The sequence below is a fragment of the Roseobacter sp. HKCC-CH-9351 genome (assembly GCF_037830295.1).
Classification (GTDB): domain Bacteria; phylum Pseudomonadota; class Alphaproteobacteria; order Rhodobacterales; family Rhodobacteraceae; genus M30B80.
Genome location: NZ_JBBLYM010000001.1, coordinates 185,755 through 199,014, shown reverse-complemented (window position 1 = coordinate 199,014; position 13,260 = coordinate 185,755). Strand labels below are relative to the sequence as shown.

At 55.0% G+C, this 13,260-nt stretch carries 13 protein-coding genes; 2 read left to right on the top strand and 11 right to left on the bottom strand.

The features are described 5' to 3' along the window. Window positions 1–34: 34 nt before the first annotated feature. The 9 genes from AAC632_RS01025 to secG all read right to left on the bottom strand — a co-directional run bounded on the left by AAC632_RS01025 (window position 35) and on the right by secG (window position 9,727). Window positions 35–1,261, bottom strand: coding sequence for a DegT/DnrJ/EryC1/StrS family aminotransferase (locus AAC632_RS01025; RefSeq protein WP_340298535.1), 1,227 nt, complete (start codon window positions 1,259–1,261; stop codon window positions 35–37). A gap of 132 nt (window positions 1,262–1,393) precedes the next feature. Beyond that, window positions 1,394–2,695, bottom strand: a complete 1,302-nt coding sequence (locus AAC632_RS01020; RefSeq protein ID WP_340298536.1) for an NAD(P)/FAD-dependent oxidoreductase — start codon at window positions 2,693–2,695, stop codon at window positions 1,394–1,396. Continuing rightward, window positions 2,692–4,059, bottom strand: a complete 1,368-nt coding sequence (locus tag AAC632_RS01015) for a glutamine synthetase family protein (RefSeq protein WP_340298537.1) — start codon at window positions 4,057–4,059, stop codon at window positions 2,692–2,694. The genes AAC632_RS01020 and AAC632_RS01015 overlap by 4 nt, the downstream gene beginning before the upstream one ends. Further along, the gene (locus AAC632_RS01010; RefSeq protein ID WP_340298538.1) at window positions 4,056–4,745 is read right to left on the bottom strand and encodes a type 1 glutamine amidotransferase; all 690 of its coding nucleotides are present in this window, start codon (window positions 4,743–4,745) and stop codon (window positions 4,056–4,058) included. The genes AAC632_RS01015 and AAC632_RS01010 overlap by 4 nt, the downstream gene beginning before the upstream one ends. Before the next feature lie 66 nt (window positions 4,746–4,811). Next, window positions 4,812–6,146, bottom strand: coding sequence for a glutamine synthetase family protein (locus tag AAC632_RS01005; RefSeq protein ID WP_340298539.1), 1,335 nt, complete (start codon window positions 6,144–6,146; stop codon window positions 4,812–4,814). A gap of 74 nt (window positions 6,147–6,220) precedes the next feature. Next, the gene (locus tag AAC632_RS01000) at window positions 6,221–6,658 is read right to left on the bottom strand and encodes a tellurite resistance TerB family protein (protein ID WP_340298540.1); all 438 of its coding nucleotides are present in this window, start codon (window positions 6,656–6,658) and stop codon (window positions 6,221–6,223) included. Between the two features lie 40 nt (window positions 6,659–6,698). Further along, window positions 6,699–7,487 (bottom strand): 23S rRNA (adenine(2030)-N(6))-methyltransferase RlmJ, encoded by a 789-nt coding sequence (gene rlmJ / locus AAC632_RS00995; RefSeq protein WP_340298541.1) that lies wholly within the window; start codon window positions 7,485–7,487, stop codon window positions 6,699–6,701. Window positions 7,488–7,507: 20 nt separating this feature from the next. Continuing rightward, the gene (locus AAC632_RS00990; RefSeq protein ID WP_340298542.1) at window positions 7,508–9,151 is read right to left on the bottom strand and encodes a CTP synthase; all 1,644 of its coding nucleotides are present in this window, start codon (window positions 9,149–9,151) and stop codon (window positions 7,508–7,510) included. Between the two features lie 192 nt (window positions 9,152–9,343). Next, window positions 9,344–9,727, bottom strand: coding sequence for a preprotein translocase subunit SecG (secG, locus tag AAC632_RS00985; protein ID WP_340298543.1), 384 nt, complete (start codon window positions 9,725–9,727; stop codon window positions 9,344–9,346). A 283-nt stretch (window positions 9,728–10,010) separates the two neighbouring features. Here secG and AAC632_RS00980 point away from each other — a divergent pair, with 283 nt between their 5' ends. Beyond that, a complete protein-coding gene (locus AAC632_RS00980; protein ID WP_340298544.1) occupies window positions 10,011–11,306 on the top strand; it encodes an adenylosuccinate synthase in 1,296 nt (431 codons plus the stop codon). 33 nt (window positions 11,307–11,339) lie between these two features. Then, the gene (locus AAC632_RS00975; protein ID WP_340254560.1) at window positions 11,340–11,573 is read left to right on the top strand and encodes a DUF2842 domain-containing protein; all 234 of its coding nucleotides are present in this window, start codon (window positions 11,340–11,342) and stop codon (window positions 11,571–11,573) included. A 4-nt stretch (window positions 11,574–11,577) separates the two neighbouring features. Here the strand turns inward: AAC632_RS00975 and AAC632_RS00970 are convergent, their stop codons facing one another. Together AAC632_RS00970 and AAC632_RS00965 are read right to left on the bottom strand one after the other, a co-directional pair. Then, window positions 11,578–12,312, bottom strand: a complete 735-nt coding sequence (locus AAC632_RS00970; RefSeq protein ID WP_340298545.1) for an SDR family NAD(P)-dependent oxidoreductase — start codon at window positions 12,310–12,312, stop codon at window positions 11,578–11,580. A 47-nt stretch (window positions 12,313–12,359) separates the two neighbouring features. Further along, window positions 12,360–13,106: an SDR family NAD(P)-dependent oxidoreductase gene (locus tag AAC632_RS00965; protein WP_340298546.1), complete on the bottom strand. Its 747-nt coding sequence runs from the start codon at window positions 13,104–13,106 to the stop codon at window positions 12,360–12,362. Between the last annotated feature and the right edge of the window lie 154 nt (window positions 13,107–13,260).

Below are 13,260 nucleotides of genomic sequence, written 5' to 3'. Positions count from 1 at the left end.
GGGCCTGTCTTGCTATTGGATCAGGGGTGCTGCGTTACGTGCCGTAGGCGGCCTCCTCTGACCCCATCACATCTTCGGCCGCCATCACCAGCGCGTTAATGATAAAGTCTAGCTCGCTGCGTGTCAGGCGGGCGGGCAGGCGCACATCGCAGGCGCGCATCAACATCGTGCGGGTCTTTGGCAGATCAGGGATCTCACCGGGAATGAATTGCCAGTTCCAAAACGCACGGGCATTGTCGGTCGATAGGCCAAAGACCTGCACCTTCACGCCGCGCGCTGCTGCTGCATCTTGAAAGGCGACCGCATCCTCATCACGCGCAAAATCCATCAGATTAAACTGGATAGAATCTGGTGCGCGGGTTTCGGGCGCTAAGGCAGGGGGCACATTCAGCCAAGGTGATTTGTTCAACTCACCCGCGACATAGTCGTGATTGGCAAGGCCATCACGCACACGGCGCGCCAATTCAGGCAATTGCGGACGGATCACTGCGGCAGACAGGTTTTGCAGGCGCATGTTGTAAAGCGGCAATTGGTTTTGCCAACGCGCAAAGGCCTCAGCCAATTCTGGGTCATTTTGACCATTCGGGCCTTTGTGCTTTTTCCAATTATGTTCATAGGCCCCTGACATGATCACAGCGCGGGCAATCAGGTCGGGATCATTCGAGATTAAAATCCCGCCTTCGCCCGCGTTGATCATTTTATAAGACTGGAAAGAGAAACACCCAACTTTGCCAATCGTGCCAATTTTTTCGCCATGCCACAGCGTGCCAAGCGAATGGGCCGCGTCCTCAATCACGGGGATATTGCGCGCGTCACACAGCGCCTTGATGGCATCCATATCGGATGTATGGCCGCGCATATGGCTGATCAAAACCGCATCAATGTCTTGGTCGATCTTGGCTGTGAAATCGTCCAAATCAATGCGGTAGTTTTCACCCACTTCGACCAATACAGGCTGCATCCGTGCATGCACGATGGACGAGGGAACAGCGGCAAAGGTGAAGGCAGGAATAATCACCCGCGCGCCCTGTTTCAGGCCAAGCGCCTCGAGCGATAAAAACAGCGCGGCGGAACAAGAGGACACCGCAAGCGCGTATTTCACGCCCATCAAATCTGCAAATTCGCGCTCAAGCAGCGCAACAGGCGCATCGGCGGGGGCGGTGTAGCGGAACAGATCGCCAGAGTGCAGAAGGCGGTCGATCTCGGCACGCGCGGCTTCGGGGATCGGTTCTGCGTCATAAACATTTGGCGCAACGGTCATGATTTCACCTTTTTGAAAAAGTCCCTTTCAAAAATCTTTACATAAAACGCGGTTCAAAATCTAGCGAAGCTTTTGTGACACTGGGGCGGTCAGGGCAATTCGCCATGCGTCTGTGGCATCAGTGCCGCAGCGCTAAATTCCCAATCGGTCGCGCAAAGCAAACCATGTCATCGCAAGGGCAAGGATTGGCGCGCGCAATGCGCTGCCACCTGGAAAGCGGGGCGTGGGAAGGGTGGCGAATGTCTCAAGCCCGCGCCCATCCCCTAAAATGGCCTCAGCCATGATGCGCCCCGCCATGCCTGACAGCGCAACCCCCTGTCCCGAAAACCCGCCAGCAGCGATGATATTGGGCGCGATGCGCTTGACCATCGGCAAACGGGTGGGGGTGATGCCAAGCGCGCCACCCCAAACATAGTCGATCTTCACCCCCTCAAGCTGAGGGAATAGGCGATGCATCCGTGCGACAAGCGCGGTAGCGATATCATCGGGAAAGCCAATCGAATAGCTTTCCCGCCCGCCGAATAAAAACCGCCGATCTGCGCTGAAGCGATAGTAATTCACAACGAATTTGCTATCCGCAACGGCAATATCTTGGTTCAGCACCTCTTGCCATTTTTGGGGCAGGGGTTCGGTCGCAGCAATGAAACTGTTAATGGGCATCACGGCCGCATTCACTTGCGGCAGAATATTGGGCAGATACCCATTTCCTGCGACAATCACCTGATCTGCTGTGACGCTGCCCTTGGCGGTTTTCAGGGTTGCCTTTGCCCCGCGGACAATTTCTGTCACCTCGCTGCATTCGTGGATGACCGCCCCTTCGGCTTCGGCCGATCGGGCAAGGGCTTGGGCATAGGCCAAGGGGTGTAGATGTCCGCCACTTGGGTCAAGTGTGCCACCGCGATAAAGCGGGGATTTGACCAATTCCGCAAATTGGGAACGATCCATCACATGGATCTCATGGTTATAGGTGCGGGCCATATAATCAGCCTCGCGGGCTAATTCATCCCGCTCGGCCATGCTATAAGCGCCATGCGCGATCCCTGAGCGATATTCTGCTTCGGGCGCGTGGGTCTCGCAAAAATCGCGCAGGTTTTTCTTTGCCGCTTCGCTAAGGGCCCATAAGGCGCGGGCCGCATCGACCCCAAGCCGCGCCTCAAGCCAATCTTGCCCTTTGTTAAAGCCAGAATGCACCTGCCCGCCATTGCGCCCCGATGCCCCAAACCCCACGCGATGCGCGTCTAGAACCACAACCCGCACGCCACGGCGGGCAAGGGTTAGGGCCGCCCAAAGACCTGTGAACCCTGCGCCCAAGATGGCCACATCAGCGCGGATCGTGTCGGCCAATGCGGGCCGATCAGGCGCGGGGGGCACTGAGGCCGCATACCAAGAGGGGGCATGATGTCCCGAAATGTCGTTGCGATAAAGCGGGTTCATACGTTCAACAAAAGATGCTCGCGTTCCCAAGGGCTGATGACTTGCAGGAATTCTTTATATTCGAGGTCTTTGACCGTCTTGTAGACGCTACAAAATTCAGGCCCTAGGATTTTTGTCATTGCCGCGTTTTCCACGAATAAATCCAAAGCATCGCCAAGACCGCGGGGAATATTGTCATCGCCTTGATAGGCATCGCCTTTGAATTCTGCGCTTGGCATTTTGCCCTCTTGCAGCCCGATCAAACCGCAGGCCAGAGAGGCGGCAATCCCAAGATAGGGGTTGCAATCCATGCCTGGCAGGCGGTTTTCGACACGGCGGCTTGCAGGGTCGGACACGGGCACACGCAGGCCTGTCGTGCGATTATCGCGGCCCCATTCAAGGTTAATGGGGGCTGCGAAATCAGGGACATAGCGGCGATAGCTGTTTACATATGGGGCTAGCAGGGCAATCGCAGCAGGCAGGTTGTTCTGTAGCCCTGCGATGAAATGTAGAAATTCAGGCGTTTCATCACCTGTCAGGGTCGAGAAGATATTTTGCCCTGTGGCCATATTCACCACTGAATGATGGATATGCATCGCTGAACCGGGCTCGCCCTCGATCGGTTTCGCCATAAAGGTGGCATAGCAGTTGTGGCGCAACGCGGCCTCGCGGATCATGCGCTTGAAATAGAAAATCTCATCTGCCAATCGCACAGGGTCGCCATGGCGGAGGTTCAACTCAATTTGGCCTGCGCCGCCCTCTTGCAAAATACCATCAATCTCAAGGCCCATGGCTTCGGCAAAGTCGTAGATATCGTCAATCACAGGGCCATATTCATCGACCGCAGACATGGAATAGGCCTGTCGGGCGGCAGCCCGCCGCCCTGAGCGGCCCATAGGTGGCTCGATCTCGCGGGCGGGGTCGGTGTTCGGGGCCACGAGGTAGAATTCCATCTCAGGCGCCACAATCGGCGCGAGCCCTTTGGCGTTATACATTTCGACCACGCGGCGCAGCACATTGCGCGGGGCAAAGGGCACCATCTGACCTTGTTGGTCATGAATGTTATGGATCACCTGTAGCGTCCAATCGGCTGTCCATGGCGCAGGCAGGACAGTATCCCAATCAGGGGTCAACACCATATCAGGTTCAGTGAACCCGTCAGGCGAAGCATCCGCCCAATCCCCCGTGATCGTTTGGAAGAAGATAGAATTGGGTAGGTAAAACTGAGTTTGGCCTGCAAATTTCTGGCCGGGCATGGCCTTACCACGCGCAACACCTGCAAGGTCGGAGACGATACATTCCACCTCGTCCAAGCGGCGATTTTCTAGAAAACTGCGCGCAACCTCAGGAAGCTTGTCGAGAAAACTGTCATAAACGCTGCTCATGCAGGCACCTTGGCGCTTTTGAATAGGCTTGCCATCTGTTCAGCCAAAATCCCGTTATCGGTGGGGGCTGACAGTTCGGCCTTGGCGCGCTGTAAGAGGGGGGCGGGCACAATCCCTTGACCCCGATGCGCAATCAACCCCGCAATCACATCAGCCCCGAATTCTGGATGTGCTTGCACAGTAAAGGTATGCCCCCCGTAAGACAGCATCGCATGGGCGCAAAATTCATTCGAGGCAAGGGTTTCCGCCCCCTCGCAGGGGGTAATCACCTGATCTTGATGCCATGCGTTCAAATGCAATTTGCGGCCATCTTTGAGGTGGTATTCTTGCCGTCCGACACACCAGCCGCCTGAAAATTTTTCAACCCGACCGCCAAGGGCCTGCGCGATGATTTGGTGCCCGAAACATACCCCAATCAACGGAATGCGCGCGGCGTGGATGTCGCGGATCAATGCCTCGAGCGGCGGGATAAACGGATGATCCTCATAGACCCCATGGCGTGAGCCAGTAATGAGCCACCCATCGGCATCAAATAGGCCTGTGGGAAACTCCATATCGACCACGTTATAGACGCGGAATTCGAAATCTTGCCCGTCTAAAAGCTGGGCAAAAAGCCGCGCGTAATCGGTAAAATCAGGTTTCAATTCGTCAGGCATATGGCCTGTTTGTAAAATGCCAATGATCATGGGTGGCCTGTAAAAAAAGGATATCCAAAGGCTACGCCGCCGCGCATCCTTCGGCAAGGGGGCAGTTTAGACAGTGTCGAGGTAGAGTTGCATCTGCTCTTCGGGCGAAAGCTCGGCCATGTAATGCATCTCTTGACGCTTGGTGGCGAGGTAGTTTGCGACCAACTCCCGTGGAAAGATTTGCGCGGTCATCTGGCAGTCTTCAAAGGCCGCGATGGCCTCACCCCATGTGGTGGGCAAATGCGGGCTCGCCGCATCATAGGCGTTGCCATGGGTGGGCGCGGGGGGGGTGAGTTTGCCCTCAATCCCCGTGAGTGCCGCACCAAGGATACTGGCCACCAAGAGATAGGGGTTCACATCGCCCCCTGCGACCCGATGTTCGATCCGCCGCGCGGCAGGCGCGCCAGAGGGAACCCGCAGCGCGGTTGTGCGGTTCTCATAACCCCACGCCAAAGCGGTCGGGGCATGGGCGCCTGGCACAAATCGATCATAGCTGCTGGCATGGGGGGCGCAGATCAGCATAGACCCCGCCATCCCTTTCAAACACCCTGCAATGGCATGGTGCAGCGCCTCTGATCCTTCGGCGCTGCCATTGTCGAAAATATTGCGCCCCTGCTGATCAAGAACCGAGAAATGCATATGCATTCCGTTGCCCGCGTAATCTTCGTAGGGTTTCGCCATAAACGAGGCGGCAAAGCCGTATTTGCGCGCAACGCCTTTGACCAAAAGCTTGAACAGCCACGCGTCATCCGCCGCCTTCAAAGCATCGGATTGGTGCATCATATTAATTTCGAACTGTCCGGGGCCTGCCTCGGAAATCAATGTGTCGGCGGGTATATCCATCGCCTCGCAGGCATCATAAATTTCGGTAAAGAACTGATCAAAGGCATCAAGCTGCCTGAGGGCCAGAATTTCGGCTTGATTGCGTCTTTTGCCTGAGCGGGGCGATGGCGGCACGCGCAAGTCGGGGCCGCGATCATCAATGATGTAAAATTCCAACTCAGTGGCCACAACAGGGGTCAGGCCAAGCGCCTTATACCGATCTAGAACCCGCGCCAGCGCGTGGCGCGGATCACCCGCAAAGGGGCGGCCATCTTCGTGGAACATCCAAAGCGGCAACAGCGCGGTTGGATTGCTCAGCCATGGCATTGGCACAAAGCCCCGCTCGGTCGGCAGAAGCAGACCATCGGGATCACCGCTTTCAAAGACAAGCGGGCTGTCATCGATATCTTCGCCCCAAATATCAAGGTTCATGACGGAGAAGGGAAAGCGTGTTCCATCTTCCCATGCTTTTTGCGCATAGCGCCGCGCAATCCGTTTTCCGCGCGGCTGACCATTGAGATCAGAGGCCGCAACACGGATCGTTTTGATCTCAGGATTATCGTTGAGATAGCTGCTCATGCGGCCAGTCTAGCGCGGCATTTTTGAAATGGCAGCGAAATTCGCGCAGGCTTGCGCGTAATTTTCGCGCCTGCCTAAAGTTTGGCCACACGTTGGCGCGCAAGGGCGCTGTCGCGGTCGTTGATCCCCAACATAGGCGCCACCATACGCAATAGCGCGTCCTCATCCGCGCTGCGGTGCCCATCGGCTAAGGCAATCGCCCAAAGGGCCTCAATCACCACGATCCGATCTTCATAGGCGACCGACTCTTTGATGGCGCGTGTAAAGCGCACCGTGTCTGGGGCTTCTGCTTCAACCGCCTCGGCCTCATGGATCAGGGCATCAACGCCTGACGGGTCAAGCCCGTAGCGCGCCGCTAAGGTTTCCGCGATTTTCGCGCGTTCTGCTTGGGCATAATCGCCGTCACTGCGCGCAAGACGTACGAGTAATGCGCAAAGCGCCAGCCGCGCATCGCTGTCAGTGATGGGTTCTGGTTTGGGCGCGCCAAGGCGGCGAAGGAGGTCTGCAAACATAGGCTCCAATATAAGCTGTTTTTGCGATAAGAGAACCCGCCTAATGCGCCTTGGCTTTTGCAAACACCGCTGCAATTTCGGCCAATGCGGCCTCCATGCCGAAAGGCGGGTTGAGGACAAACAGGCCCGAGCCAATCATCCCATGCCCTTCGCGGGCGGGGGGGAAGGTCTGGCGGTGAAGCATCGCATCAGCAAAGGTTTGGCGTAACTCTGTTTCCATCGGCTGATGGGCTTTGTTTGCGAGGATCGGATACCACAAGATTATAATCCCAACATTCCATTTGCGCGCCAACTGCCCCATGATTTTTGGGATGCGGACATAGTCGGTCTTCACCTCATAAGAGGGATCAATCAACATCAGGCCACGCCGTGGATCAGGTGGGCAAATGGATTGCGCCATCTCGAACCCGTCTTGGCGATAGAGCTGCGCCCCGCCCGCTTGCATCATTGCCGCCTGCAGGGCCTCATGTTCCTGAGGATGCAATTCTGCCAGATGCAAATTATCCATGGGCCGCAATAATTCCGCCGCCAAAAGGGGGGAACCCGCATAGGCCTGTGGGCCGTATTTTGCGGCAATTTTTTCCTGCAGGGTCGCGTAAGGATGATCTGCTGCAAAGCCTGCGCGCAAGCGGGCGATGCCTGCCTCTGCCTCGCCCGTTTTGACGGCTTCGGGGGCGGCAAGATCATAAAGCCCCCGCCCCGCATGGGTTTCGATATAACTCAGCGGTTTGTCTTTGCGCGTCAGGTAATCCAACATCCATGCGAGGGCCGCGTGCTTATGCACATCGGCCAAATTGCCCGCATGATAGATATGTTGATAAGACAGCATCGCGGGCCTGTCAGGCAGGCTTAGACAAGCCTGCTGACATCCTTGGCTGCCCGCACAAAGTCACGGAACAGCGGGTGCGGTGCGAAGGGTTTCGATTTCAATTCTGGATGGAACTGAACCCCGATATACCACGGGTGGTCTTTGATCTCGACAATCTCAGGCAGTTTCCCATCGGGCGAAAGGCCCGAGAAAAGCAGACCGCATTTTTCAAGTTTATCACGATATTTGATATCGACTTCATAGCGGTGGCGATGACGTTCCTCGATGGCGGTTGTGCCATAGGCCTCGGCTACGCGGCTGCCTTCTGCGAGAACCGCATCATAGGCACCCAAACGCATCGTGCCGCCTTTGTCATCATCTGATTTGCGGGTGACTTTATAATTGCCCTGCACCCATTCTTTGAGGTGATACACAATCGGCTCGAACCGCTTTTGACCCGCTTCGTGATCAAATTCCTCCGACCCTGCTTTGGCCATGCCCGCCAGATTGCGCGCAGCCTCGATCACCGCCATTTGCATACCCAAGCAGATGCCCAAATAGGGGATCTTGCGGGTTCGGGCGAATTCTGCCGCCTTGATCTTGCCCTCGGTTCCTCGCTCACCAAATCCACCAGGGACAAGGATCGCATGGAAGCCTTCAAGATGTGGCGCAGGATCTTCGCGGTCGAAAATCTCGGCATCAATCCATTCGGCGCGCACTTTGACGCGATTGGCCATGCCGCCATGGGTCAGCGCCTCGGCAATAGATTTATAGGCATCTTCCAACTGCGTGTATTTGCCAACAATCGCCACGCGCACTTCGCCTTCGGGATTGTGAATGCGATCTGATACATCTTCCCAACGGCTGAGATCTGGCTTCGGGGCGGGGGCGATTTGGAAAGCATCCAACACCGCCTGATCCAACCCTTCGCTGTGATAGGCCAAAGGTGCATCATAAATCGTGCTGAGGTCTTGTGCGGCAATCACGCTATCGGGGCGCACATTGCAAAACAGCGCAAGCTTCTCGCGCTCTTTGCGCGGGATCGGCCCCTCAGAACGGCATACCAAAATATCGGGGGCAAGCCCAATAGAGCGCAGCTCTTTTACGCTATGTTGGGTGGGCTTCGTTTTCAACTCACCCGATGCTTTGATATAGGGCAACAGGGTCAGGTGCATAAAGATACACTGGCCACGCGGGCACTCTTGGCCGAATTGACGGATCGCCTCGAAAAACGGCAGGCCCTCGATATCGCCGACCGTGCCGCCGATTTCGCACAGCATGAAATCCACTTCATCTTCGCCGATGGCGATAAAATCTTTGATCTCATTTGTGACGTGGGGAATCACTTGGATGGTTTTGCCTAGGTAATCACCACGGCGCTCTTTTTCCAAAACGTTGGAATAAATGCGGCCTGATGAGACGCTGTCCGTTGCGCGGGCAGAGACGCCTGTGAAGCGCTCGTAATGGCCTAAATCTAGATCGGTTTCCGCACCATCATCGGTCACGAAAACTTCGCCATGTTCAAAGGGCGACATCGTCCCAGGATCAACGTTGAGATAGGGGTCAAGCTTGCGCAAACGCACGGTGTAGCCACGTGCCTGTAGCAATGCACCAAGCGCGGCTGACGCGAGGCCCTTGCCAAGCGAAGAGACCACACCACCCGTGATAAAAATGTATCGTGCCATATACCTGTATTCTCCCGCGCGGACTATTTTGTCTGTTGGAAACAGACCGCGTTTGCCACCAGTATCACGGGATTTGACCGTATCAGGATTCGTGTCCTTAGGGCAAGCGGTCAGCGCTATATCATGTGGCTAAAAATAACAAAGACCCAATATTTATTGGGTCTTTGCGGTGAATTAATTTTAGATGCTGCGTTATTCCGCCCGTGGCGGCAGCGCAGGCGCATCCCCCAGTGCTGGGGGCAGAAGGCTATCTGCCGCGGGCGCGCTGTCGCTTGTGCCATCGGTTGCGGCCCCGTCAGTGGGGGCTGATGTGCCAATGCGGTCTAGCACAGATGTGGTGGTCGAGTTTTGCGCCGCCAAAATAGTCAATGTGACCGATGTAATTAGAAACGCAGTCGCAAAGGCCCATGTGAGTTTGCTGAGGGCTGTTGCCGCTTGACGGCCTGTCATAAGGCCACCGCCTGCACCACCGCCGCCACCAAGGCCCATGCCGCCCCCTTCGGAGCGCTGCAAAAGCACCACGGCAATCAAGCAGATTGCGAGGATAAGATGGATGACGAGAACAATATTTTCCATGAGCGGCCTCAGGTGCGTGTCTGTAACAATCCGTCACTTTTCGCGGCTTACTTAGGGGATGCGACCCGCCGCCGCAAGCCAAGAGTTTCACAACTTTAAGGCGAATCCTTTGAATATTGCAACACATGTGACAGTTCCATGACCCAAGGATGCGGGCCCGTCCCGCGTTCTGCTGCAGGCGGGCTATGCGTTTCGCGCTTTTCACCGAGGCTGCGTGTCGTTATAGACGCCATCGTTTGCAAGAGCCGGCCATTCTGGCCTGCGGATAAGGACGGATCGTAAAATGGCGAATGTTGTGGTTGTTGGCGCGCAATGGGGGGATGAAGGCAAGGGCAAGCTTGTCGACTGGCTCAGCGAGCGCGCGGATGTGATTTGCCGCTTTCAAGGCGGGCATAACGCAGGCCATACATTGGTTATTGATGGCAAGGTCTACAAACTCAACGCGCTGCCTTCGGGTGTAGTGCGCGGCGGCAAGCTTAGCGTTATTGGAAATGGCGTTGTTCTCGATCCTTGGCATCTCATCGAAGAGATTGCAAAAATCCGCCAAGATGGTGTGACCATCAGTCCTGAAACATTGATGATTGCGGAGAATACCCCGCTGATCCTGCCAATCCATGGTGAGTTGGATCGTGCCCGCGAAGATGCGGCCAGCGCCGGCACCAAAATCGGTACCACAGGCCGCGGCATCGGCCCTGCCTACGAGGATAAGGTTGGTCGCCGATCGGTGCGGGTTGCGGATTTGGCGGATGAGGCCACCTTGATCGCCCGTGTTGATCGCGCGCTACAGCATCACGACCCGCTGCGCCGTGGCCTTGGTATCGCGCCTGTCGATCGCGATGCGCTGATCGGAAAGCTTAAGGCCATTGCGCCTGAGATTTTGCCCTATGCCGCACCTGTTTGGAAGGTTCTGAACGAACAGCGCCGCGCGGGTAAGCGTATTTTGTTCGAGGGCGCTCAAGGTGCGCTGCTGGATATTGATTTTGGCACCTATCCCTTTGTGACCTCCTCCAACGTCATTGCAGGGCAGGCTGCGACAGGTGTCGGTCTTGGGCCAGGTGCGGTTGATTATGTGCTGGGCATCGTGAAAGCCTACACAACCCGCGTGGGCGAGGGGCCGTTTCCAACGGAATTGTACGATGACGATGGCACCCGTCTGGGGACGCGTGGCCATGAATTTGGCACGGTCACAGGGCGCAAGCGGCGCTGTGGGTGGTTTGACGCCGCCCTTGTGCGCCAGACCTGTGCGACCTCTGGTGTGAACGGGATCGCGCTGACGAAGCTGGATGTTCTTGACGGGTTTGACACGCTCAAAATTTGCGTGGGATATGAATTAGACGGCACGCGGATTGATTACCTTCCAACCGCGTCTGAGGCGCAAAAACGCTGCACGCCAATCTATGAAGAGATGGAAGGGTGGCATGAGACGACCGAAGGCGCACGCTCTTGGGCGGATTTGCCTGCCAACGCGATCAAATATGTGCGCCGTGTGGAGGAGTTGATTGACTGCCCCGTGGCGCTACTTTCTACCTCACCCGAGCGTGAAGACACAATTCTTGTGACTGACCCGTTCGCGGATTGATCTGATCACCGAACAAAGGGAGAGCTGCCTGTCATGGCCCTTGGCTATAAAACCCGCAAGCGTTTGTCCCTGCTTATCCTGATCTTCGGGCTGCCTGCCTATATCGCGGCGGCGTGGTGGCTGATGAGCTTGTTTGAGCGCCCCTCCATCTGGGTGGAGTTTGCCATATATGTGGGGCTTGGTATTTTGTGGGCCCTGCCATTCAAAGCCGTTTTCAAGGGCGTTGGACAGGCAGATAACAACGGCGACAAAGACGGTAAACACTAACGCGTTAGTACGTGGCTCTGCCTCCCGACATATCAAAAACAGCGCCGGTGTTAAATGAGCATGCACTAGAGGAAAGCCACATCACTATATCGGCGACCTCCCGTGCGGAGCCAAGGCGCTTCATCGGTGACTTTGCTATCATAGTTTCCACAAAGTCAGGTTCCATCTGGTCGAGAATGTTCGTTTTTACTGCGGCAGGTGCCACACAATTCACTCGAACATTGGTTTCGGCCAGCTCTTTTGCGAGCGACTTAGTAAAGCCTATTACACCAGCTTTTGCCGCAGAATATGCAGATGCGTAGGGTGTACCCTCTTTGCCTGCAAGAGACGCCATATTAATTATGCGACCGTACCCCTCAGAGACCATACATGGAGCTACTGTTTTTGCTACGATATAAGTGCCAATTAAATTGACTTGCACAGTTTTGATCCAAGCTTCCGTGTCGTAGTTAATTGTGTTCTCAGTTGGGCCGGCGTAACCAGCATTGTGTGAGAGGAAATCAATCTTGCCCCAATTGTTAATTGTGTCTTTGGTTGCATTTTCGACTTGGCTGAGGTCACTAACGTCAACTTCCTTGAAAATTGCATTTTTTCTTTTGTTCTTTGGGGGATGGAGATCCCATATGACTACCTTGGCTCCGGCATCAAGGTATTGTGAGGCAATCTGAGAGCCGATTCCGTTTGCCCCCCCCGTCACTACAGCAATTCTATTGGAAAAATCGTAAGTTACTTCTTGCATCGACTTCGGTATCCTTTTGGTTTGGTAGGTCCATCGTAACCCAGTCACTACTGGGCCAAAAAACCTCCATCGACGGGAAGAGTATGCCCAGTGATCATAGATGCTGCTGACGACGATAGAAAAGCGACAGCGGCAGCCACATCTCCTGGCTCAGCAATCTTGCCTAGGGGCGTCATTTCCTCGATGCGTCGAACAGTATAGGGGTCATCAAGTAACGGTCTAATAAATTCCGTTCTCACATACGTAGGGGCAACAGAGTTGACACGGATATCATAAGGGGCCCACTCAACTGCCAAGGCACGTGTCATATTTACTATAGCTCCCTTTGACGTTTGATACGAGACATTGGGGTAAATACCCCCCCCTGAAAGCCCCATAATTGAGGCTATATTTGTGATGCATCCCGGTTGTTTTGCTTTGACCATCTTTCTGGCTGCAGCCTGAGCACATAGAAAAGATCCGGTGGTGTTGACGTTTGCAACCAAATCCCAGTCCGACTTGTTATGGTCCAGAGCCGGTTGCCGACGCGCTACGCCGGCACTATTCACCAAGACGTCTACGCTCGGGACTTGCTCGAACACTTCGTCGATTTGGCTTGCGTCGCAAATATCAAGCTCGAATGAGAGTGAGTTTGGTATATTCTCGCTAACCGATTTGGCTGCAGCTCCATCCTTGTCCAATATTATGATATGCGAACCTAAAGACGCCATATAATTTGCACAGGCTTCGCCAATACCGTTTGCTCCACCTACTACAACAACAACTTTATCTTTGAGCTTGAATTGATTTATCAACTGGTAATCCTAACATTTTAATTCCAAATTCATTGGCGCAGCTTCATAAGCTATAGAGCCCCTTAGTATTTTGTTTAGCTATGCTCTATGTATTTTCCAAAAGCATTTTTTAGCTTCTGCAGTATCACTTCGAGTGATACGCTAGGGCTAATGA